This is a genomic window from Pseudomonas sp. NPDC086112, from assembly GCF_044746425.1.
GTDB lineage: Bacteria > Pseudomonadota > Gammaproteobacteria > Pseudomonadales > Pseudomonadaceae > Aquipseudomonas.
Map to the genome: position 1 here is coordinate 1 of NZ_JBIVCD010000004.1, position 24700 is coordinate 24700.

A 24700-nucleotide genomic window follows, 5' to 3' on the forward strand; every position below is an offset into this window, starting at 1 on the left:
AGATGTCTTTGTTCAAACAGCTGTTGATCGCTATCTGTCTGTTCCTGGTGGTCGCCTTCACCGGCAGCTTCATGGTCAGTCTGGAAAGCTCGCGTACCCAGTACGTCAACCAGTTGCGCTCCCATGCCCAGGACGCAGCCACGGCGTTGGCGCTGTCTCTGACACCGAACATCGATGACCCGGCGATGGTCGAGCTGCTGGTCAGTTCGATCTTCGACAGCGGTTATTACGCGAGCATCCGTGTGGTCGATCTGACCAATGACAAGACAATTGTCGAGCGCAGCGGCATCCCGGCGGTCACTAACGTGCCGGACTGGTTCGTCAAACTGATCGGCCTGGAACCGGCCGGTGGCGACGCGCTTGTCAGCCGTGGCTGGGAGCAGGCCGCGCGGGTCGAGGTGGTCAGCCATCCGATGTTTGCGTTGGCCAAGTTGTGGCAGAGCGCGTTAGGCAGCCTCGGCTGGCTGCTGATCTGCGGCGCGGTGAGTGCGGTGTTGGGCGCGCTGTTGCTGCGCCGGCAACTGAAGCCTCTCGATTACATGGTCAAGCAATCCCACGCCATTGCTCGCCGCGAATTCCTCAGCCTGCCGGAACTGCCGCGCACCCCGGAACTGCGGCGGGTGGTGCAGGCCATGAACCAGATGGTCGAGAAGCTCAAGGCGCTGTTCCAGGAACAGGCTGAACGCAGTGAAAAACTGCGGGCCGAGTCCTATCAGGACAACCTGACCGGCCTGGCCAACCGGCGCTATTTCGAAATGCAATTGAACGCACGAGTAAGCAATGCCGAGCAGGCCAGTTCCGGCTATTTGCTGCTGCTGCGGGTCAAGGACCTGGCTGGTTTGAACCAGCGGCTGGGCGGTCAGCGCACTGACGAATTGCTCAAAGCGGTTGGCGAGCAGTTGTCCCGTGAGTGCGCCAAGTACCCGGAAACCCAGAACCTCGTCACGCGCATTCGTGGCGGTGAATTCGCCGTGCTGGCGCCGGGGCTGGTGCGCGAAGAAGCGCTGCAACTGGCGAGTAACCTCGATAGCGCCTTGGCGAGCCTGCATGCGACGGGCGCCACGGACGTCGCTTCGGTAGCCTCGATCGGGCTGGCGCCGTTTGCCCATGGCGACTCGCCGCAAGCAGTGATCGGGTTGGCGGATCAGGCACTGGCCCAGGCGGAAAGTCAGGGCGAACCGAGCTGGGCGTGCCTCGATCACAGTGCATCGGCCCGGGTTGGCGATGACCACCATGCCTGGCACACCTTGCTCGATCAGGCGTTGGATCAGCAGCGTTTCGAGCTGTACTTCCAGCCGGTGGTGGCCAGCCACGACACGCAGGTGGTGCTGCATTACAAAGTGCTGTCGCGTCTGCTCGACGAGCAAGGTCAGACCATTCCCGCCGGGCGTTTCTTGCCCTGGCTCGAGCGTTTCGGCTGGACCGCGCGGCTGGACCGTTTGATGCTGGAACTGGTGCTTGAACAGATGGCCGAGCATGACGAGTCGCTGGCGTTGAACCTGTCTTCGGCGACACTGGCGGATCCGCAGGCGCTGAACAAAGTGTTCGATATTCTGCGTCAGCATTCGAATCTCGGGGAACGACTGACCCTGGAAATCGGCGAAGAGCAATTGCCCGAGCAAGCGGTGTTGGAACAGCTGACGCGGCGTCTGCGCGAGCTTGGGTTCTCGTTGAGTCTGCAGCGTTTTGGTGGACGTTTCAGCATGATCGGCAATTTGGCGCGGTTGGGGTTGGCGTATCTGAAGATCGACGGCAGTTACATCCGGGCGATTGATCAGGAGAGCGACAAGCGTCTGTTCATCGAGGCGATTCAGCGGGCGGCGCACAGCATTGATTTGCCGCTGATTGCCGAGCGGGTCGAGACCGAAGGGGAGTTGGCGGTGATTCGTGAGATGGGGTTGTATGGGGTTCAGGGGCAACTCTTTGGTGAGCCGAAGCCTTGGCAGTAGGGTTTTGGTGCAGAGGTGTCAGTCAGTCCGTCTTCGCGAGCAAGCCCGCTCCCACATTGGACTTGTGTCATACCACAATCCTGCGGTTAGCCCCGATCAACTGTGGGAGCGGGCTTGCTCGCGAAGGCGTCAGCACAGGCACCGGAAAAGATCTGATAGAAAATTCCTAGGAGATTTCCTTCAAGTTGTAGCGGTGTTGGTGAACTTGTTTTGGCCAAAACTCAGGCCTAGTCTGGCCTTGTCACTGAATAATCGGTGACACGGACGTGCAAGTCCGACCAAACTGTTTAGGTAGCGTGCTGCCATTCCTCTCAATGAGCATTTCGATGTTCACTGCTTTATGGCGGCTGCGCGCAGGAGATCCTCGGATCTGCTGGGTGTCCTAAACAGTCCCGGTCTTGCACACCTGCGCACGGCCGCCACCCTATTCGCGTGCAAGCGAACGGTGACGGCTCCAACTTACTGTTTAGGGTATTTCTTATGTTCAAAGTAACTCCAAATCCGCCTGAGCCCCGCAAAGGCCGCCTCTTCACCGTCTCCCCCGACATCGACACCGAAGCCCTTCTGGCCAACGCCTCCGAAGACTTGCTGTCCATCAGCGCCATCGCCGCCGACCTGGCGGATGATGTGGAAGGCTCACGGCGTTCAGTAGCCCTGGCGCTTAGCCATTTGGCCGATGGTGTGCAGTTATTGGTGGAACGGGCGCTGGATCACCTTGAATCGCCGCCGATGCAGGCTCGGGCCGAGGTTTAGCAGGTTGGAACGGTGGTGAGTTGAAGATCGCCTTCGCGGGCAAGCCTCGCTCCTACAGGACGGATGACAACGCACCATCGCGTGGACAAACACGACTCTGTAGGAGCGAGGCTTGCCCGCGAAGGCGTCAGCACAAACAACAATGAAGGCGGGGCGTTAGATCAACCCCGTCTCATCATCATCGATCAATTGACTCAACCCGCCCAACGCTTCACGGGCCTGGGTCCGGTCCATCAGCTTGGCTTGCGCAGCCGGCGGCAGGTCGGTGACGCGGATCACGCCTTTTTGGGTCAGCACCTGAATCAAGTCGTCGAGTACCCGGATCATTTCCAGGTCGCTCTGCTTGAGCTGCTTGAGGCTGGTCTCAACCACTTCGTGGGCAAACCAGGCCTGGATTTCATGGTGGTCGGCCGGCAGCGTTTCCGTGGCCTCGGTGTAGGCCGTGGCTTCCACGCGCACTAACTGACCTTGCGCATCGCGTTGCACGTAAAACATTGAGCATCCCTCGGAAATGGACCAGCGTCGTGCTGTCAGCAGCATAGGCCAACGCAGGCGAGTATGCGGTGCGACAACGGAATCGTCACCCGTGAGGTAGGCGCAAACGTGACGGCCGCCCGGTTTGGGCGGCCGTCAGCCTGCTGATCAGCTGTTGTTGTGATCGACCTTGATGGTCGGGTCACTGCCGGCGATCAACGAGTTGATGCTGGCGCTGGACCAATTGTTGCCTTCCAGTTTGATCGTCACGTCCGGGGCGGCCGCTGCTGCGTCGGCGCCGTTGAACTTGCCGCCAGAACTGACTTGCAGGGACGACACACCATCCACCGTGGTGATCTTCAAGAAGTTATCAATGGTGCTGCCGGTTTCGCCCTGCAACAGATCACGCAGGTCGATGCGGTCGCCTTCGCTGGCTTTGAAGTCCTTGATCACGTCGCTGCCGGTATCGCCAGCCTTCCAGATGAAGGTGTCGGCACCCGAACCGCCAATCAGGATGTCGTTGCCTTGACCACCGATCAACGAGTCATTGCCGCTGCCGCCAAGCAGGATGTCATTGCCCTTGCCGGCGTCGAGGAGGTCATTGCCACCCTGGCCGAAGAGAATGTCGTTGCCCGCGCCACCCAGCAGCGTGTCGTTACCGTCGTGGGCGCCAGAGACGTCGAACTCGGTGTAGTGCTCGGTGATGTACTGGTGCACGTTGCTGGTGGTGACTTTGCTGGCGTCGACGCCGGTCTGCTGGGCCACGAACGCCTGCATGGCCTGATAACCCTCACCGGCAACGCCGTTGAAACTCACCAGGTCGCCGAACAGCAGGTCGTTGCCGTCGCCGCCGCTGACCGTGTCGGCACCCGGCATCGTCGCTTCGGTATGGCCGATGATCGAGTTGGCCAGGTCTTTCGGGTCGATGTTGGTTTGTGGCGTTTGATCCGAGTCGTACGGCTTGAGGTCGCCGAGGGTAACGTCCTTGTTCAGGCCGATGGCTTCCACCGTCGACACGCTGCTCAGCAATGTGAAGCTGCTGGTGGAGTTGTCGATGGCAGTGGAATCGGTGCTGTAGCCGGTGCCATCGCGATAGGACAGCTCATAGGTGCCGTTGCCCTCGGCATGGAGGGTGCCCAGTTCAGAACTGCTCCAGCGCCCCGAGTTTTTCAGAGTCTGCAGTGTGACGTTGCCGGCACTGTCGATGGTCAGGTAGTGAGTGTTGTCCAGGTAGCTGGAATATGTCTGCCCCAACTTGTAATTGGTGGTGGTGATGACGTCATCGAGCCTCACATTGCCGAACAAGGTCGGGTTGGTTTGCTCGCCACCCTGGTAGTAGGTCGGCTTGCCGTCGGTGATGAAGTACGTGAGGTTCTTCGCGCCGGTGTTGGCCATCGCATCGGCACTCTGGAACCAGTTGGCCGTGGTTTTGAACACGTCCTCGTAGTTGGTGCCGCCGCCGGACGACATCGAGTCCAGCACGGATTTGAGCAAGGTCAGAGCGTTCGGATCGTTCAGGTTCACCGACACCGATTTGTTGACCTGGTTATCAAAGTCCGCCAGGAAGATGTTCACCGTCCCGGAGTTGCCACCCATGCTTTGCTTGAGGGTGTTGAATACCGCGGTCAGCGAGTCCTTGGCGGCGCTGATCGAAGAAGCGCTCATGCTGCCCGAGCTGTCGACCATGAAGGCGATGTTGTAGTTGGTGCCCGGCACCACGGTCAGCCCGCCGATGTCGGCGACCATGATGTCGTTGCCGTCGGTACCGGTGATGGTGTCATCGGCGGCAGTGGCGGTGACGGCGTTGTATACCGCCGGGTACACCGTGACCGGGATCTGCGCGGTACTCGGTGCCGAACCGCCATGGGCTTCGGTGGAGGTCGATGTCACGGTCAGGGTGAACTGGCCGTTGTAGTACGGCGGCGGGGTGACGGTCAGCGTCCCGAGGTTCCAGCCGGTGACGTTGGCTTCACCGGAGGTGGCGCTGGCGGTGAAGGTATGGCCCGCACCGTCGGTGAGCACCGAGCCCTCCGGTATGCCGCTGATCTTCACGCTCAGGCTTTCGGAGCCGTCGGTGTCGGTCAGTGCCGTTTTGATCGCGGACAGGTGAACGCTGGTGCCTTCGGCGCCTTCGTTGAGTTTGTAGCCGTCGTAGTAGCCTTCGCCATTGGTGCCGTGCAGATCGGAAACCGTCACACCAGAAGCGGCCAGATCCGCCACGCCGGTGTACAGCGGCACGCCGGCACTGCTCAGGTCGACCGCCGCACCGCCATTGACCGACAGGTTGACGTCATAGCTGCCCGGGCCACTCTGGTTGTGGTGGTAGATGTCCAGGGTGTAATAACCGCTGGTGGTCGGGATGAACGAACCGTTCAGGTTACCGCCCGCGCCCCAAGTGATTGCGGCCACGTTTTTACCGCCGATGGTCACCAACAGACTGTCGTCACCGGTACCGCTGAAGGTGTATGTCTTGCCGGCTTCGAGGTAAATCAGGCCAGAGGTTTTCGAGGCGGTGCCGGCCGTGACACTGCCGTTGGACTGCACATTGGTCACGGTGCCACTGGAGTTCGGTGTACCCGCGCCGTCGATGACCGATTTCAGCGTACTGGAAGATGCGCCGCTGCCATCGGTGCCAAGGCCCGACAGACCGGTCCAGACTTCCTTGATCAGGCCGGTCGACTTGACGCTGTTGTCCGCGACGCTCAGGGACGGCGCGTCGGCAACCGGTGTGATGTCGATTTTCACCGTGCCGGTGCTGCCCAGCAGTTGACCGTCGGTTGGCTGGAACTTGATCTGCGCGTAGTCAGCCTGGTTGTTGCCCAGGCCGCTGCCACCGTAACCATCGATGCCCGATTCGTTGGCATCTGGCGTGAAGCGCAACTTGCCGGCGTCGATATCGGCCTTGCTGACGGTCTGGTTGGTCGCCACGTCTTTCCAGGTCGCACCGTCCAGGTACTGCAACTTGCCGTCGCCCGGCAGCTGAGTGATTTTCACCCCCAGGTTGGCGGTTGCGCTGTCGACATCGCTGACGCCGAAGGTCGACCAGCCGAGAATCAGCGGGGTGTCTTCGGTGCCGGTGACGTTAACCGGTGCGGCGGTCGGCGCGTCGTTCACGGCCACCACGTTGACGGTGGTGGTCGCGGTGTTGGAGTAGTTGCTGCCATCGGTCACCGTCACGGTGATGATCCGTGGCACGGTGCTCGGATCTTCACTGCTGTTGGTGAAGCTGATGTTTTTGATCTGCTGCATGTAGTCGGCCAGCGTCGCGTTGCCCGACAGGGTCAGGGTAACCGTGCCGTCCTGGCTGTTGGCGTTGATGCTGATGCCATTGACGCTGTTGCCCAGGTTCAGCGCATCGCCCGGCTGACGGTTGGTCAGCACGATGGTCGCGCCGGTCAGCATCGTGCTGTCCGGGTCGGTGATTTTCAGGTCGGTGTCGCCAATTGAGACGCCTTGGCCGGTAGTGCCTTCGGTGAAGGTCACGTTGTAGTTGGCCCCGGTGGCACCGCTGGAGTTGTTGGCGTCCAGGTCGAGAACCGGCGCGGCATCGTTGTCGATGATCGAGGTGCTGACACTGCCGTTGGAAGCACTGACCGCGAGGTTTTCGAAGTTGCCGCCGGTGGCCGAGTCGATCTTGACCACGAAGTTCTCGGTGCCTTCGGTGAGCTTGTCGTCCAGCGTCGCGACGTTGAAGCTTGCGCTGCTGGCGCCCGCCGGGATTTTCACGGTGTACACGCCGGTGAAGTCCGAACCGTCGGCGGCAGTGCCGCTGTAGACGATTTTCAGGGTCACTTCGGTCTGCGCCGGGTGGGTCAGGCTGACGGTGTAGCTGGCGGTCTGGCCTTCGGTGACCGAGGTGCTGCCGCTGATGCTGACTTCGGTTTTGTCGATCGTGTCGGTGACAGTCGTGACCGCAGCAGTATTGCTGGTGACCAGGTTTTCGAAGTTGCCGCCGGTGGCGCCAGTGATGGTTGCTTCGACTTGGCCGGCGTCTTTGTAGACGTCGTCTTTCGGTGCGTCGACAGTCACGGTGCCAGTGGTTTTGCCAGCGTCGATGGTGATCACGGCGCCATTGCTCAACGTCACGGTCACCGGAGTGCCGGCGGCGTTGGTCAGGGTCGCGGTGTAAGTGATCTGGCTACCTTCGGCGACCGAGTTGGTCGCGCTCAGGCTGAGGTTGGTGGTGTCGACGGTGTCGGTCACGATGGTGCTGACCGGCGTTTTATCCGCTACCAGATTCTCGTAGTTGCCGCCGCTGACGCTGGTGATCGAGTTGGTCAGCGGAGCATGACCGGCCAATGCGTCGTTCGGTGCGGCGGTGGTCACGGTACCGGTGGTTTTACCGACTTCGATGGTGATCGTCTGACCGTTGGCCAAGGACACGGTGACCGGGCTGCCCGTCACGGGCGCACCGACAGTCGCGGTGTAAGTGACGGTGCCGCCTTCAGTTGCCGACGCGGTGGCGTTCAGGGTAACCGTCGAGGTGTCGAGGGTGTCGGTGATGCTGGTGACTGCCGGGGCAGTGCTTGGCACCAGGTTTTCGAAGTTGCCACCGGTGGCAGTGGAGATGGTTGCTTCGACGGTGCCGGCGTCTTTGTAGACGTCGTCTTTTGGTGCGTCGACGGTCACGGAACCGGTAGTTTTACCCGCTTCGATGGTGATGACGGCGCCGTTGCTCAGCGTGACGGTCACAGGTGTGCCGGCGGCGTTGGTCAGGGTCGCGGTGTAGGTGATCTGGCCGCCTTCATCCACTGTGCCGGTCGCGGTCAGCGACAGGTTGGTGGTGTCGGCGGTGTCGGTCACCGAGGTGTCGGCTGATTTGCCGTCGATTTCCAGTTTCTCGTAGTTGCCGCCTTTGGCATCGTCGATCTTGACGCTCAGGGAGGTGCCGCCGGTCAGGGCGTCGTTTGGTGCGGTGAAGTTGACGCTGGCACTGCTGGCGCCGACCGGGATGGTGATGGTCTGGCCGTTGGACAGGGTGACGATCACTGGCGAACCGGTGACCGGTGCGGAGACGGATGCGGTGTAAACCACGGTGCCGCCTTCGGCGACGCTAGACGTCGCGGTCAGGTTCACGGTTGAGGTGTCGATAGTATCGGTCACGTCGGTGACTGCAGCCGCGGGGCTGGTGATCAGATTTTCAAAGTTGCCGCCTGCGGCATCTTTGATGGTCACTTCGACTTGGCCGGCATCTTTGTAGACGTCGTCTTTCGGTGCGTCGACAGTCACGGAGCCGGTAGTTGCACCGGCTGCGATGGTGATGATCGCACCGTTGCTCAGCGTGACGGTCACTGGTGCACCGGCGGCGTTGGTCAGGGTGGCGGTGTAAACGATGGAACCGCCTTCAGCGACCGAATCCGTAGCGCTCAGGCTGAGGATTGTAGTGTCCGCAGTATCGGTAACCGAGGTGTCCGCCGATTTGCCGTCGATTTCCAGTTTTTCGTAGTTGCCGCCCTTGGCGTCGTCGATCTTGACGTTCAGCGAACCACCGCCGGCCAAAGCATCGTTCGGCGCGGTGAAGTTGACGCTGGCGCTGCTTGAGCCGACCGGGATGGTGATGGTCTGGCCGTTGGACAGGGTGACAACCACCGGCGAGCCGGTCACCGGAGCAGAGACCGAAGCGGTGTAAACCACGGTGCCGCCTTCAGCCACAGTGCTGGTTGCAGTGAGGTTCACGGTCGAAGTGTCGATGGTGTCAGTCACCTCGGTGACCGCCGCTGCCGGATTGGTTGCCAGGTTTTCGAAGTTGCCGCCCGCGGCATCTTTGATGATCACTTCAACTTGGCCGGCATCTTTGTAGACGTCGTCTTTCGGCGCATCGACGGTCACGCTGCCGGTAGTCGCACCGGCGGCAATGGTGATGATCGCGCCGTTGCTCAGCGTGACGGTCACTGGTGTGCCGGCGGGGTTGGTCAGGGTGGCGGTGTAAACGATGGAACCGCCTTCAGCGACCGAATCCGTAGCGCTCAGGCTGAGGGTTGTAGTGTCCGCAGTATCGGTAACCGAGGTGTCCGCCGATTTGCCGTCAACTTCCAGTTTTTCGTAGTTGCCGCCCTTGGCGTCGTCGATCTTGACGTTCAGCGAACCACCGCCGGCCAAAGCATCGTTCGGCGCGGTGAAGTTGACGCTGGCGCTGCTTGAGCCGACCGGGATGGTGATGGTCTGGCCGTTGGACAGGGTGACAACCACCGGCGAGCCGGTCACCGGAGCAGAGACCGAAGCGGTGTAAACCACGGTGCCGCCTTCAGCCACAGTGCTGGTTGCAGTGAGGTTCACGGTCGAAGTGTCGATGGTGTCAGTCACCTCGGTGACCGCCGCTGCCGGATTGGTTGCCAGGTTTTCGAAGTTGCCGCCCGCGGCATCTTTGATGATCACTTCAACTTGGCCGGCATCTTTGTAGACGTCGTCTTTCGGCGCATCGACGGTCACGCTGCCGGTAGTCGCACCGGCTGCGATGGTGATGATCGCACCGTTGCTCAGCGTGACGGTCACTGGTGCACCGGCGGCGTTGGTCAGGGTGGCGGTGTAAACGATGGAACCGCCTTCAGCGACCGAATCCGTAGCGCTCAGGCTGAGGATTGTAGTGTCCGCAGTATCGGTAACCGAGGTGTCCGCCGATTTGCCGTCGATTTCCAGTTTTTCGTAGTTGCCGCCCTTGGCGTCGTCGATCTTGACGTTCAGGGAGGTGCCGCCAGCCAACGCATCATTTGGCGCAACGAAGTTGACAGAACCGCTGCTTGAGCCGACCGGGATGGTGATGGTCTGGCCGTTGGACAGAGTGACGACCACTGGCGAGCCGGTGACCGGTGCGCTGACGGACGCGGTGTAAACCACGGTGCCGCCTTCAGCGACACTCGAAGTGGCACTCAGCGAAACGGTGCTGGCATCGATGGTGTCATTGACGGTGGTCACCGCAGGCGTATCGCTGGCGACCAGCTTCTCAAAATTACCGCCGGTCGTACCTGTGATCGTCGCTTCGACAGTGCCGGCGTCTTTGTAGACATCGTCTTTTGGTGCGTCGACGGTCGCGGAGCCGGTGGTTTTACCTGCCTCGATGGTGATGACGGCGCCGTTGCTCAGCGTCACGGTTACCGGAGTACCGGCTGCATTGGTCAGGGTAGCCGTGTAGGTGATCTGGCCGCCTTCATCCACGGTGCCGGTCGCGGTCAGCGACAGGTTGGTGGTGTCCGAGGTATCGGTGATCCAGGTGTCGGCCGACTTGCCGTCGACTTCCAGTTTTTCGTAATTGCCGCCCTTGGCATCGTCGATCTTGACGCTCAGGGAGCCGCCGCCAGCCAGGGCATCGTTTGGTGCGGTGAAGTTGACGCTGGCGCTGCTCGACCCGACCGGGATGGTGATGGTCTGGCCATTGGACAGGGTGACGACCACTGGCGCACCGGTGACGGGCGCGCTGACCGTCGCGGTGTAGACCACGGTGCCGCCTTCGGCGACGCTCGAAGTGGCACTCAGCGAAACGGTGCTGGTGTCGAGGGTGTCATTGACGGTGGTCACCGCCGGGGTGTCGCTGGCGACCAGGTTCTCGAAGTTGCCACCAGTCGCGTCTTTGATCGTCGCTTCGACGGTGCCGGTGTCTTTGTAGACATCGTCCTTCGGTGCATCGACAGTCACAGATCCGGTGGTTTTGCCCGCTTCGATGGTGATCACGGCACCGTTGCTGAGCGTGACGGTTACTGGTGTGCCGGCCGCATTGGTCAGGGTTGCCGTGTAGGTGATCTGGCCACCTTCATCCACGGCACCGGTCGCGGTCAGCGACAGGTTGGTGGTGTCCGCGGTGTCGGTCACCGAGGTGTCCGCCGACTTGCCGTCGATTTCCAGTTTTTCGTAGTTGCCGCCCGTTGCGCCGTCAATCTTGACGCTCAAGGAGCCGCCACCGGCCAGCGCATCATTTGGCGCAACGAAGTTGATAGAACCGCTGCTTGAGCCAACCGGGATGGTGATGGTCTGGCCGTTCGACAGGGTCACAACGACTGGCGAACCGGTGACCGGTGCGTTGACGGACGCGGTGTAAACCACGGTGCCGCCTTCAGCCACGGTGCTGGTCGCGGTGAGGTTCACAGTCGAGGTGTCGAGGGTATCGGTCACATCGGTGACCGCTGGCGCCGGATTGGTGGCCAGATTTTCGAAGTTGCCGCCGGTCGCATCTTTGATGGTTGCTTCGACGGTGCCGGTGTCCTTGTAGACGTCGTCCTTCGGTGCGTCGACAGTCACGCTGCCCGTAGTCGCGCCAGCGGCAATGGTGATCACCGCTCCGTTCGACAAGGTCACGGTGACCGGCGTGCCGGCGGTGTTGGTCAGGGTGGCGGTGTAAACAATCGACCCGCCTTCAGTGACCGAATCCGTGGCGCTCAAGCTGAGGGTGGTGGCGTCCGTAGTATCGGTCACCGAGGTATCCGCCGACTTGCCGTCGACTTCCAGCTTCTCGTAGTTACCGCCGGTGGCATCGTCGATCTTGACGCTCAGGGAGCTGCCGCCGGCCAGCGCATCGTTTGGTGCAACGAAGTTGACAGAACCGCTGCTCGAGCCGACTGGGATGGTGATGATCTGACCGTTGGACAGGGTGACAACGACTGGCGAGCCGGTGACCGGCGCCGACACGGACGCGGTATAAACCACGGTGCCGCCTTCGGCGACGCTCGAAGTGGCACTCAGCGAAACGGTGCTGGTGTCGATGGTGTCATTGACGGTGGTCACCGCCGGTGTATCGCTGGCGACCAGGTTTTCGAAATTGCCGCCGGTCGCATCTTTGATGGTTGCTTCGACGGTGCCGGTGTCCTTGTAGACGTCGTCCTTCGGCGCATCGACAGTCACGGAACCGGTAGTTGCACCGGCCGCGATGGTGATGATCGCGCCGTTGCTGAGCGTGACGGTTACTGGTGTGCCAGCCGCATTGGTCAGGGTTGCCGTGTAGGTGATCTGGCCACCTTCATCCACGGTGCCGGTCGCGGTCAGCGACAGGTTGGTGGTGTCCGCAGTATCGGTCACTGAGGTATCGGCTGATTTGCCGTCGACTTCCAGTTTCTCGTAGTTGCCGCCCTTGGCATCGTCGATCTTGACGCTCAGGGAGGTGCCGCCAGCCAGCGCATCATTTGGCGCAACGAAGTTGACAGAACCGCTGCTCGAGCCGACCGGGATGGTGATGGTCTGGCCGTTGGACAGGGTGACAACGACTGGCGAGCCGGTGACCGGCGCCGACACGGACGCGGTATAAACCACGGTGCCGCCTTCGGCGACGCTCGAAGTGGCACTCAGCGAAACGGTGCTGGTGTCGATGGTGTCATTGACGGTGGTCGCCGCAGGCGTATCGCTGGTGACCAGGTTCTCAAAGTTGCCGCCGGTCGCGCCTTTGATGGTCGCTTCAACGGTGCCGGTGTCCTTGTAGACGTCGTCCTTCGGTGCATCGATGGTCACGGAACCGGTAGTTGCACCGGCCGCGATGGTGATGATCGCGCCGTTGCTGAGCGTGACGGTTACTGGTGTGCCAGCCGCATTGGTCAGGGTTGCCGTGTAGGTGATCTGGCCACCTTCATCCACGGTGCCGGTCGCGGTCAGCGACAGGTTGGTGGTGTCAGCGGTGTCGGTCACCGAGGTATCCGCCGACTTGCCGTCGACGTCCAGCTTCTCGTAGTTGCCGCCCGTTGCGCCGTCAATCTTGACGCTCAAGGAGCCGCCACCGGCCAGCGCATCATTTGGCGCAACGAAGTCGACAGAACCGCTGCTCAATCCAACCGGAATGGTAATGGTCTGGCCGTTGGACAGAGTGACGACCACTGGTGAGCCGGTGACCGGTGAGGTTACGGACGCCGTGTAAACCACGGTGCCGCCTTCAGCGACGGTCGAAGTGGCACTCAGCGAAACGGTGCTGGTGTCGATAGTGTCGTTGACGGTGGTCACCGCCGGTGTATCGCTGGCGACCAGGTTCTCGAAGTTGCCACCAGTCGCGCCTTTGATGGTCGCTTCGACGGTGCCGGTGTCTTTGTAGACGTCGTCTTTTGGCGCATCGACAGTCACGGAACCGGTAGTTTTACCCGCTTCGATGGTAATTACGGCACCGTTGCTGAGCGTGACGGTTACTGGTGTGCCAGCCGCATTGGTCAGGGTCGCGGTGTAGGTGATCTGGCCGCCTTCATCCACGGTTCCGGTCGCGGTCAGCGACAGGTTGGTGGTATCCGCAGTGTCAGTGACCGAGGTGTCCGCCGACTTGCCATCGATGTCCAGTTTCTCGTAGTTGCCGCCCTTGGCATCGTCGATCTTGACGCTCAGAGAACCGCCACCAGCCAGGGCATCGTTCGGCGCAGTGAAGTTCACGCTGGCGCTGCTCGATCCAACCGGAATGGTGATGATCTGGCCGTTGGACAGGGTCACGACCACTGGCGAGCCGGTGACCGGTGCGCTGACAGACGCGGTATAAACCACGGTGCCGCCTTCAGCCACAGTGCTGGTCGCAGTGAGGTTGACGGTCGAAGTATCAAGGGTATCGGTCACCTCGGTGACCGCAGCCGCCGGGTTGGTCGCCAGGCTTTCGAAGTTGCCGCCCGCAGCGTCCTTGATGGTCACTTCGACTTGGCCGGCGTCCTTGTAGACGTCGTCTTTTGGTGCATCGACGGTCACGGAACCGGTAGTTGCACCGGCCGCGATGGTGATGATCGCGCCGTTGCTCAGCGTGACGGTGACCGGAGTCCCGGCCGCGTTGGTCAGGGTCGCGGTGTAAACAATCGACCCGCCTTCAGCCACGGAGTCGGTCGCCGACAGGCTGAGGGTGGTGGTGTCTGAAGTATCAGTGATCGAGGTGTCCGCCGACTTGCCGTCGACTTCCAGCTTCTCGTAGTTACCACCTTTGGCATCGTCGATTTTGACGCTCAAGGAGCCGCCGCCTGCCAACGCATCGTTTGGCGTAACGAAGTCGACAGAACCGCTGCTCGAGCCGACCGGGATGGTAATGATCTGGCCGTTGGACAGCGTTACGACGACTGGCGAGCCGGTGACCGGTGCCGACACGGACGCGGTATAAACCACGGTGCCGCCTTCGGCGACGCTCGAAGTGGCACTCAGCGAAACAGTGCTGGTGTCGATGGTGTCGTTGACGGTGGTCACCGCCGGTGTATTGCTGGCAACCAAATTCTCGAAATTGCCGCCGGTCGCATCTTTGATGGTTGCTTCGACGGTGCCGGTGTCTTTGTAGACGTCGTCCTTCGGCGCATCGACAGTCACGGAACCAGTGGTTTTTCCCGCTTCAATGGTGATCACGGCGCCGTTCGACAAGGTCACGGTCACGGGTGTACCGGCCGCATTGGTCAGGGTTGCCGTGTAGGTGATCTGGCCGCCTTCATCCACCGAACCGCTGGCGGTCAGCGACAGATTGGTGGTGTCCGCAGTGTCAGTCACCGAGGTGTCCGCCGACTTGCCGTCAACCTCCAGCTTCTCGTAGTTACCACCTTTCGCATCGTCGATCTTGACGCTCAGCGAGCTTCCACCAGCCAGCGCATCGTTTGGCGCAACGAAGTTGACAGAACCGCTGCTCGATCCAACCGGAATAGTAATGGTCTGGCCATTGGACAGAGTGACAACCACTGGCGAACCGGTGACCGGTGCGTTGACGGACGCGGTGTAAACCACGGTCCCGCCTTCAGCGACAGTAGACGTCGCCGTCAGATTAACCGTCGAAGTGTCGAGGGTGTCAGTCACCTCGGTGACCGCTGCCACCGGGTCCGTCACCAGGTTCTCAAAGTTGCCACCGGCGGCGTCCGCGATGGTCACTTCGACCTTGCCGGCATCTTTATAAACATCATCGGCAGGCGCATCGACGCTCACGCTGCCGGTGGTCGCGCCAGCGGCGATGGTGATCACGGCGCCGTTGCTCAATGTGACGGTGACCGGAGTCCCGGCGGCGTTGGTCAACGTCGCGGTGTACAGAATCTGACCACCTTCGGCCACTTCGGTGGACGCTGACAGGCTCAGGCCGGTGTCGTCTTTCGAGTCGGTAATGGTAGTGAGCGCCGGCTCCGTGCTCGGGGTCAGTTGCTCGAAATTGCCGCCGGTGGTGCCGGTGATCGTAGTGCTGACGGTGCTGCCGTTGTTGTAGACGTCGTTGGACGGCGTATCGACGGTCACGCTGCCGGTGGTCTTGCCCGCTTCGATGGTAATGACCGAGCCGTTGCTCAAGGTCACGGTCATCGGCGTGCCGGCCGGGTTGGTCAGGGTGGCGGTGTAGGTGATTTGGCCGCCTTCGACGACGGTGCCGGTGGCACTGAGGCTCAGGCCGGTATTGTCGATCGAGTCAGTGATGGTGGTGACTGCCGGCGTGGTGCTCGGTACCAGGTTCTCGAAGTTGCCGCCGCTGGTGCCCGTGATCGTGGTGCTGACGGTGCTGCCGTTGTTGTAGACGTCATTGGCCGGGGTGTCGACGTTCACGGAACCCGTGGTTTTACCGGCTTCGATGGTGATGGTCGAACCGTTGGACAAGGTGACGGTGACCGGTGTCTGCGCCGGGTTGGTCAACGTGGCGGTGTAGGTGATCTGGCCGCCTTCAGTGACGCTGCCGGTGGCGGACAGGGTCAGGCCAGTGTCGTCGACCGAATCGGTAATGGTGGTGACCGCCGGAGTCGGGTTCGGCACCAGATTCTCGAAGTTGCCACCGGTAGTCCCGGTGATCGTGGTGCTGAGGGTGCTGCCATTGTTGTAGACGTCATTGGCCGGCGTCGGAACGTTCACGCTGCCGGTGGTCTGGCCGGCTTCGATGGTGATGGTCGAACCGTTGGACAGGGTGACGGTGACTGGCGTCTGCGCCGGGTTGGTCAGGGTCGCGGTGTAGGTGATCTGACCGCCTTCGGTGACAGTCGAACCCGCCGTCAGCGTGACGGTGGTGGTGTCGGCGGAATCGGTAATGGTGGTGACGGCCGGGGTTGGATTGGGCACCAGATTTTCGAAGTTGCCGCCAGTCGCGCCGGTAATCGTGGTGCTGACGGTACTGCCATTGTTGTAGACGTCGTTGGCCGGCGTCGGAACGTTGACGCTGCCGGTGGTGTTGCCAGCGGCGATGGTGATGGTCGAACCGTTGGACAGGGTGACGGTGACCGGCGTTTGCGCCGGGTTGGTCAATGTCGCGGTGTAGGTGATCTGGCCACCTTCAGTGACGGTCGAGCCCGCTGACAGTGTGACGGTGCTGGTGTCGACGGTGTCGGTGACCTGAGTCACGGCCGGAACGGTCGGCGGGGTGACCACGATACCGCTGCCGCCCGTGGTGCCGGTGACGGTCACGTTGATCTGGGTCGAGTCGTTATAAACCGTGTCGTTCGGTGCCAACGGAACGTTGACGGTGCCGGTGGTTTGGCCGGCTGCAATCACGATCACCGAGCCATTGGACAGGGTGATGGTCAGGTCGGTCAGCGGCGCTTCGGTCAGGGTCGCGGTGTAAACCAGCACGCCACCGGCCTCGGTGATGGTCGGCGTGGCGCTCAGGCTCAGGGTCGATTCGCGCAGGGCATTGGCGCTGGTGTCGGCAGTCTGGCCGCCGGTGGTGTCTTGTGTTGCCAACGCGGCAGTGGCGAGACCCTCAGTCGGGAAGCCGATAGTCGGGTCGACCCGGGCAGCGGTTGCCTCCAGGGCCACGAAGCTGTGGCCGCCACCGGCAGCGCCGCCTGCGCTCGCAGCCGCAGGGCCGGCCGCGGTGGCTTCAAGAGCAGTGGTCGGGTCGACGCCGGCGGCGATGGCTTGTTGCAATTCGTCAACCGATGGCGCGGCTTGTGCAGTGGCTTGCGCAAGGTCGGTGCTGGAATCCGGATCGCTGCCGCTCCACTGAGTGTCGCGGCCCAGGTCCAGGGTGCGGCCATCAGCCAGTTCGAGGGTAATGGCGCCAGCGGCACCGGTGTCTACCTGATCGCCGACCAACAACCGGTCGCCTTCAACGAGTACGCGGCGGACGCCTTCTGGCGACACCGCGAAAACCTGACCAACAATGCTTTTGACGATGGCAACAACACTGCTCATTGAAGACTCTCCGGGTGTCACGTTCAGTTGACCTCCATGAACCGCTCGGCATGTTCGCCGATCGGGGCTGGACGTACTTTCTAAGATGTTTGATGCATAACTTTGACGCGGCAATAGTCAATAATTTGGCTATATTTTTTCGAAATTAACTTTATGCCAAACTATTGACCTTAGGGGAGCCATCCTAAACAATCGTCCTAGTAATGTCACATTGATATTTAAGCGGCGACCTGTCCTGCAGCGTGTGATCCAGTTCCGATTTTGAACTTTCCGACATACGGTCATTCCGGTTGCCATCATCCGATGCAGCGCCACGTTCTGCAGTGATTCAAGACAAGAAGTCCCGGGAAATTCCAACTATGCGTTTGCACCTGTTCAAGGTTCTACCCTTCGCCCTTGCCGCCAGCTTTGTTCAGGCGCAAAGCCTCCCGCAGGCCATGCAACAGGCGCTGGATGTTCATCCGGAAATTCAGGCAGGGGTTAACAGCCGATTGGCCGCGGATTATCAGTTAAAGGCCGCCAAAGGTGGATACCTGCCACGGGTCGATCTGCTCGGTGGTTACGGTCGCGAAGGCACTGACAGCGTCACCACTCGCGCCGCTGGCAACAATAACCACTGGGAAACGTTGAACCGTAGCGAGTCAAGTTTACGTCTGTCACAGATGGTATTTGACGGTTTTGCGACGTCCAGCGAAGTGGGGCGTCAACAAGCCACCGTTAATTCCCGCGCTTATTCCTTGCTGGGCACGTCGGAACGTACCGGGCTGACCGTCGCTCAGGTCTATCTCGATGTATTGACTCGCCGCGAATTCGTGCGCCTGGCTGAAGACAATCTGAAGAACCACGAACGGATTCTCGACCAGATCAAGTTGCGCACCCAGCGCGGCGTGGGCAGCGGCGCCGACCTTGATCAGGCTGACGCGCGCATGGCCCAGGCCCGCAACAACCTGATCACTGAACAGACCAACCTGGCCGATGCCGAAACCAACTTCCTCAGCGCCGTCGGCCAGATGCCCGATCAACTGGAGCGGCCCGCCGATTTCATGGCGCTGTTGCCGGCCAACCTGAATGAAGCCCGGGCGCAGATGCTGGAAAATAGCCCGATCCTGCGCTCCGCCGAATCCGATATCGCTGCCGCCGAGAAACAGTACGAAGCCGCCAAGTCGAGCTTCTATCCGCGCTTCGATGCCGAATTGGGTCGCAGCGCCGACAACGATATTGACGGTCAGAACGGTCACAGCAACGAATGGCAGGCCATGCTGCGCATGCGCTTCAATTTGTTCGCCGGTGGCAGCAACAAGGCTGATCTGGAATCCAAGTCCTACCTGTCGAACCAGGCGCTGGATATTCGCAACAATGCCCTGCGTGTGTTGAACGAAGAACTGGGTCTGGCCTGGAATGCCTTGAACAACGCTAACGCCCAAGTGCCGATCGCCCAGCAATATGTCGATCGCAGCACCAGCGTGCGTAGCGCGTACCAGAAGCAGTTCAGCCTCGGCGAACGCACTTTGCTCGACCTGCTCGACAGTGAAAACGAGCTGTTCAGCGCTTCCCGTCGGCTGGCCGAGATCAAGAACATTCAGTTATTTACTCAGTACCGAATCAAGGCGACCATGGGCGAATTGCTCAAAAGTCAGGGCGTAGTCGCACCGTTGGCATCCGTTGTGCAAAACGACGTGAAGCCCAAGGTTCAGTTGCCCGGGATGAATTGAGTCCTGCCTCATTTTAATCGTTAGCCAAGAGTGTCGAGCGTGGAATCAGAAGTCAGTCGAGTTCAACTCATTCATGATCCGCGCGCGCTGCATGACGATCCGTTACTGGACGGCCTGCTAGCCCTTTGCACTTTGCACCAGAAACCGGCCAGCGCCGCGATGCTGACCACCGGCCTGCCGTTACCCAAACAACGCCTGAGCGTCGAACTGCTGCCCCGAGCGGCCGCTCGCGCCGGGCTGCAAGGGCGGGTGTTGCAGCGCAAGCTGGAGCAAATTCCGGCGATTGCCATGCCGGCGCTGTTGCTGCTCAAGGAAGGTCGCAGCGCGGTGCTGCTCGGCTGGCACGGTGAAGACCAGGCCCGCCTGCTGCTTAGCGAAAGCGATGGTGGTGAGGTCTGTGTCAGCCGTGAACTGCTCGCCGACGATTACAGCGGCAAAGTCTTCTTCGCCCAACCCCAACATAAATTCGACGTTAACCACGGCACGCTGATCCCGCGCGCGCGTTCGTGGTTTCGCGACACCCTCAAGCGTTCGCGCTGGCTGTACGCCGACGCCATCGCCGCCAGTTTTCTGATCAACATCATTGCCATGGCCGCGCCGCTGTTCGTGATGAATGTCTATGATCGCGTGGTGCCAAACCAGGCCGAGTCGACCCTGTGGGTACTGGCCATCGGCATCACGGGCGCTTATCTGTTCGACCTGATCCTCAAGAGCCTGCGCAGCCTGTGCCTGGACCTGGCCGGCAAGAAAACCGACCTGATCATCTCCGCGACGCTGTTCGAGCGCATCGTTGGCATGGCCATGAAGTACCGCCCGGCGCGGGTTGGCAGCTTCGCGCAGAACATCCATGAGTTTCAGAGCCTGCGGGACTTCCTCGCGTCGCTGACCCTCACCAGCCTGATCGACCTGCCGTTTACGCTGCTGATCTTCATGGTCATCGCGATTCTGGGCGGGCATCTGGTGTGGATTCCGGTGCTGGCGTTCCCGATTGCCTTGCTGATCGGCTATGCCTTGCAGAAGCCGCTGGTGGCGACCATGGAACGAACCATGGCCCTGGGCGCCGAGCGTCAGTCGAGCCTGATCGAAACCCTCGCCGGCCTCGATGCGGTGAAGGTCAACAACGCCGAAAGCGAACGCCAGTATCAGTGGGAGCAGACCATCGGCACCCTCAGCCGCCTCGAGCTGCGGGTGAAAATGCTGTCCGGTCTGGCGATGAACATCACCTTGCTGATCCAGCAACTGGCCGGGGTGATCATGATCGTCTTCGGCGTATACCAGATCATCGACGGCCACCTGAGCATGGGCGGCTTGATCGCGTGCTACATGCTCAGCGGTCGTGCTCTCAGCCCATTGGCCTCACTGTCCGGTCTGCTGACCCGCTACCAGCAGGCCCGCGTGACCATGACCTCGGTCGATCAGATGATGGAGCTGCCCCAGGAGCGCAATTTCGACGAGCGCCCACTGAGCCGCAAGGTGCTGCAAGGCGCCATTGAATGCCGTCAGCTGAGCTTCACTTACCCGGATCAGCAGAACCCCGCGCTGAAGAACATTAACCTGATCATCAAGCCCGGCGAGAAGATCGGCATCATCGGTCGCAGCGGCTCGGGCAAAAGCTCCCTGGCCAAATTGCTGGTGGGCCTCTATCAACCGGACGACGGCGCATTGCTGGTGGATGGTGTGGATATCCGTCAGATCGACGTCAGCGAATTGCGCCACAACATCGGCTACGTACCCCAGGACATCCAATTGCTCGCCGGTACCCTGCGCGACAATTTGGTCTCGGGCGCGCGCTATGTCGAAGACGAACTGGTGCTGCAAGCCGCGGAACTGGCCGGCGTCCACGAATTCGCCCGTCTGCACCCGCAAGGTTATGAGCTGCAAGTCGGTGAACGTGGGCAGAACCTGTCCGGTGGTCAGCGTCAGAACGTCGCCCTGGCCCGAGCGCTGCTGCTCAACCCGCCGATCCTGTTGCTGGACGAACCGACCAGCGCCATGGACAACACCGGCGAAGAACGCCTCAAGCAACGCCTCGCTGCGGTGGTTGAGAACAAGACCGTGGTGCTGGTAACGCACCGGGCTTCGCTGTTGTCGCTGGTGGATCGCCTGTTGGTGATCGACCGTGGGCAGATACTCGCCGATGGCCCGAAAGCCGCCGTGATGGAAGCGTTGAAGAAGGGGCAGATCAGTGTTGCTTAAGTCCGGGGTCAAGGATTCCATCCGCCGTTACTTCAAAGGCTCCGCATCGCTGCAAGGCCAGCCCCTTCCCGAGGTCAACAAAGCGCTGATCGAAGACGCCCCGCGCGTGGTGCGGTTGACGATCTGGGCGATCATCGGCTTCTTCGTATTCTTGATGCTTTGGGCCAACTTCGCGGTGATCGATGAAGTCACCAAGGGCGACGGCAAGGCGATTCCGTCGTCGAAGATCCAGAAAATCCAGAACCTTGAGGGCGGCATCGTCTCCGAGTTGTTCGTGACTGAAGGGCAGATCGTCGAGGCCGGCGCGCCGCTGATTCGTCTTGACGACACACGGTTTGCCTCCAATGTCGGTGAAACCGAAGCCGATCGGCTGTCGATGCTGCTGCGTGTGGAGCGCTTGAGCGCCGAGGTCGATGACCGTCCGCTGAACTTCCCCGCCGACGTGCTCAAGGCTGTTCCTACTCAGGCTGCCAGTGAAGAGTCGCTGTACATCAGCCGTCGTCAGCAACTGTACGATGAAATCGGTGGCTTGAAAGAGCAGTTGATCCAGCGTCAGCAAGAGCTGCGTGAGTTCACCTCCAAACAGTCTCAGTACCGCAACGCGTTGTCGCTGCAACGTCAGGAAATCAACATGTCCGAGCCGTTGGTGGCTCAGGGCGCAGTATCGCCGGTGGAGGTTTTGCGACTCAAGCGTGCCGAGGTCGAAACCCGCGGCCAGCTGGACGCCACTACGCTGGCGATTCCTCGGGCCGAATCGGCGATCAAGGAAGTGCAGCGCAAGATCGACGAGACTCGCGGCAAATTCCGCAGTGAAGCCCTGACCCAACTCAACGAAGCACGCACCGATCTGAACAAGGCCCAAGCCACTGGCAAGGCTCTGGAAGACCGGGTTAGCCGGACGCTGGTGACATCGCCGGTGCGCGGCATCGTCAACAAGTTGCTGGTGAACACCATCGGCGGCGTGATCCAGCCGGGCAGCGATCTGGTGGAGATCGTGCCGCTGGATGACACCTTGCTGGTAGAAGCCAAAATTCGTCCGCAAGACATCGCGTTCCTGCATCCGGGGCAGGACGCCACTGTGAAGTTCACGGCCTACGACTACACCATCTACGGCGGCCTGAAAGCCAAGCTGGAGCAGATCGGTGCCGACACCATCACCGACGAAGACAAGAAGACCACGTACTACATCATCAAACTGCGCACAGAGCGCAGCCACCTTGGGACGGATGAGAAGCCGTTGTTGATCATCCCGGGGATGGTGGCGTCGGTGGATATCATTACCGGTAAGAAGACCGTGCTCAGTTATTTGCTCAAGCCGATTATTCGGGCGCGCGCCGAGGCGTTGCACGAGCGGTAGTTTTCGGTTGGGGCTGATGGCCTCTTCGCGGGCAAGCCTCGCTCCTACAGGGAATGGTGCGTTCACAAATTCCCTGTAGGAGCGAGGCTTGCCCGCGAAGAGGCCTCAAAGACACCACATCTCAAAAGCCATATCGTTATTCGTTAACGGTATTTAAATTTAAATTCTTATACCTATAAAGTCATTCCCCTGCGTACCTGCCGACCAATCGGCGCGCCGCACGACACGAACCAACACGGGACCTCCGTGAGTTTCTGATCGATGCGTGCCCTTGAGCGCGCCGTGCGTGGGAGTGATTTTTATGTCAGCTGTCTCTTTTTCTCCAAAGCCTGCCTCAACCAGCGTCGCCGCTATCGCGTCGCAATCCTTCGAAATCCGCCCGTTCAGCGGCGCCGTCGGTGCCGAAATCATCGGCCTGGACCTGTCCCGCCCGATCAACAACCGGGATTTTGCCCGCGTCCATCGTGCGCACCTGGATCATCACGTGGTGGTGTTCCGCGACCAGCGCATTACTCCCGAACAGCAGATCGCCTTCAGCCGCCGTTTCGGTGTGTTGCAGATTCACGTGCTCAAGCAGTTCCTGCTGGCCGGGCATCCGGAAATTCTCATCGTTTCCAACATCATCGAAAACGGCCAATCCATCGGTCTTGGTGATGCCGGCAAGTTCTGGCATTCGGACCTGTCCTATAAAGAACTGCCGAGCCTGGGCTCGATGCTGCATGCCCAGGAGCTGCCGTCCGAAGGTGGCGACACGCTGTTCGCCGACATGCACAAAGCCTGGGACAGCCTGCCCGAAGCACTGCGCAAAGCCGTCAAAGGACGCTCGGCCGCGCATTCCTATACCGCGCGTTACAGCGAGAGCAAATTCGAAGGCAATTGGCGCCCGACCCTGACGCCGGAGCAACTCGCTCAGGTCGCCGAAGTGGTTCACCCCATCGTCCGCACCCACCCGGAAAACGGACGCAAGGCGTTGTTCGTCAGCGAGGGCTTCACCACCCGCATCGTCGGTTTGCCGGAAGACGAGAGCAAACAATTGCTCGACGAGCTCTACGCCCACAGCGTGCTGGCGCAAAACATTTACCGCCATCAATGGCAGGCCCACGACCTGGTGTTCTGGGACAACCGCTCGCTGATTCACCTCGCCGCCGGATGCCCCAGCCATCTGCGCCGCAAGTTGTATCGCACCACCATCCAGGGCGATGCGCCTTTCTGATTTCGGAGAATTCCCATGTCCAAACGTCTTCCATTTGCACCCTTGGCTGCGGCCATTGGCCTGGGTTTCAGCCTGCTCGCCGGCAGCCTGGTGGCGCCGACCGTGGCTCACGCCGAAGGTGAAATCCGTATCGCCGAACAGTTCGGCGTCGTTTATCTGCTGCTCAACGTTGTGCGCGATCAGAACCTGATCGAGAAGTACGGCAAGCAGGAAGGCATCGACATCAAGGTCGACTGGACCCAGCTCTCTGGCGGCTCAGCGGTCAATGATGCGTTGCTTTCCGGTTCCATCGACATTGCCGGAGCCGGCGTCGGCCCGCTGCTGACCATTTGGGACCGCACTCACGGCAAGCAAAACGTCAAAGCCGTGGCCTCCCTGGGCAACTTCCCTTACTACCTGGTGAGCAATAATCCCAAGGTCAAAACCATCGCCGATTTCACCGAGAAGGACCGCATCGCGGTGCCGGCGGTTGGGGTGTCGGTGCAGTCGCGCTTCCTGCAATACGCGGCGGCCAAGCAATGGGGCGACAAGGAATTCAATCGCCTCGACAAGTACACCATCGCCGTTCCGCACCCGGATGCCACCGCGGCACTGATCGCCGGTGGTACCGAGTTGAGTGGGCACTTCTCCAACCCGCCGTTCCAGGATCAGGCGCTGCAAAACCCCAACGTGCATGTGGTGCTGAACACCTATGACTTGCTGGGTCCGAACTCGCCGACGGTGCTGTTCGCCACCGAGAAATTCCGCGACGAGAACCCGAAAACCTACAAAGCCTTCATCGCCGCGCTGACTGAAGCGGCCGAGTTTGCGCAGAACGATAAAGGCGCGGCGGCCGACACTTACATCCGTGTCACCAAGGCCAAAATCGACCGCGCAGCGTTGCTGAAAATCATCGACAACCCGCAGTTCGAATTCAGCATCACGCCGAAAAACACCTACCCGCTGGCCGAGTTCCTCTACCGCGTCGGTGCGATCAAAAACAAACCGGATTCGTGGAAGGATTACTTCTTCCAAGACACCACACCGCTGCAAGGGAGCTGAC

Annotated in this window: 9 protein-coding genes; 7 read left to right on the plus strand and 2 right to left on the minus strand. The window is 60.8% G+C overall.

The features are described 5' to 3' along the window. Positions 1–2 precede the first annotated feature (2 nt). Positions 3–1949, plus strand: a complete 1947-nt coding sequence (gene lapD / locus ACIPLA_RS04275; protein ID WP_401171761.1) for a cyclic di-GMP receptor LapD — start codon at positions 3–5, stop codon at positions 1947–1949. Between the two features lie 480 nt (positions 1950–2429). Then, a complete protein-coding gene (locus tag ACIPLA_RS04280; RefSeq protein ID WP_401171764.1) occupies positions 2430–2702 on the plus strand; it encodes a DUF6124 family protein in 273 nt (90 codons plus the stop codon). Between the two features lie 156 nt (positions 2703–2858). Here the strand turns inward: ACIPLA_RS04280 and ACIPLA_RS04285 are convergent, their stop codons facing one another. Together ACIPLA_RS04285 and ACIPLA_RS04290 are read right to left on the minus strand one after the other, a co-directional pair. Beyond that, complete coding sequence (locus ACIPLA_RS04285) at positions 2859–3197, minus strand: tryptophan synthase subunit beta (protein WP_192346399.1); 339 nt, start codon at positions 3195–3197, stop codon at positions 2859–2861. Between the two features lie 147 nt (positions 3198–3344). Further along, positions 3345–17180 (minus strand): retention module-containing protein, encoded by a 13836-nt coding sequence (locus tag ACIPLA_RS04290; RefSeq protein ID WP_401171767.1) that lies wholly within the window; start codon positions 17178–17180, stop codon positions 3345–3347. Between the two features lie 359 nt (positions 17181–17539). Here ACIPLA_RS04290 and ACIPLA_RS04295 point away from each other — a divergent pair, with 359 nt between their 5' ends. The 5 genes from ACIPLA_RS04295 (at position 17540) to ACIPLA_RS04315 (ending at position 24699) form a co-directional block, all read left to right on the plus strand. Beyond that, positions 17540–18892 (plus strand): TolC family outer membrane protein, encoded by a 1353-nt coding sequence (locus ACIPLA_RS04295; RefSeq protein ID WP_008074875.1) that lies wholly within the window; start codon positions 17540–17542, stop codon positions 18890–18892. 39 nt (positions 18893–18931) lie between these two features. Next, entirely contained in the window at positions 18932–21088 is a 2157-nt protein-coding gene (locus ACIPLA_RS04300; RefSeq protein WP_050682105.1) for a type I secretion system permease/ATPase, read from the plus strand. Continuing rightward, positions 21078–22445, plus strand: a complete 1368-nt coding sequence (locus ACIPLA_RS04305; protein WP_063341962.1) for an HlyD family type I secretion periplasmic adaptor subunit — start codon at positions 21078–21080, stop codon at positions 22443–22445. The genes ACIPLA_RS04300 and ACIPLA_RS04305 overlap by 11 nt, the downstream gene beginning before the upstream one ends. Before the next feature lie 301 nt (positions 22446–22746). Beyond that, a complete protein-coding gene (locus tag ACIPLA_RS04310) occupies positions 22747–23658 on the plus strand; it encodes a TauD/TfdA family dioxygenase (protein ID WP_218399317.1) in 912 nt (303 codons plus the stop codon). A 15-nt stretch (positions 23659–23673) separates the two neighbouring features. Continuing rightward, complete coding sequence (locus ACIPLA_RS04315; protein WP_218399316.1) at positions 23674–24699, plus strand: ABC transporter substrate-binding protein; 1026 nt, start codon at positions 23674–23676, stop codon at positions 24697–24699. Position 24700 lies beyond the last annotated feature (1 nt).

Excerpts from the sequence above, each read along its gene's own strand:
- lapD (WP_401171761.1), top strand. The coding sequence starts at position 3 with ATGTCTTTGTTCAAACAGCTGTTGATCGCTATCTGTCTGTTCCTGGTG.
- ACIPLA_RS04280 (WP_401171764.1), top strand. The coding sequence starts at position 2,430 with ATGTTCAAAGTAACTCCAAATCCGCCTGAGCCCCGCAAAGGCCGCCTC.
- ACIPLA_RS04285 (WP_192346399.1), bottom strand. The coding sequence starts at position 3,197 with ATGTTTTACGTGCAACGCGATGCGCAAGGTCAGTTAGTGCGCGTGGAA.
- ACIPLA_RS04290 (WP_401171767.1), bottom strand. The coding sequence starts at position 17,180 with ATGAGCAGTGTTGTTGCCATCGTCAAAAGCATTGTTGGTCAGGTTTTC.
- ACIPLA_RS04295 (WP_008074875.1), top strand. The coding sequence starts at position 17,540 with ATGCGTTTGCACCTGTTCAAGGTTCTACCCTTCGCCCTTGCCGCCAGC.
- ACIPLA_RS04310 (WP_218399317.1), top strand. The coding sequence starts at position 22,747 with ATGTCAGCTGTCTCTTTTTCTCCAAAGCCTGCCTCAACCAGCGTCGCC.
- ACIPLA_RS04315 (WP_218399316.1), top strand. The coding sequence starts at position 23,674 with ATGTCCAAACGTCTTCCATTTGCACCCTTGGCTGCGGCCATTGGCCTG.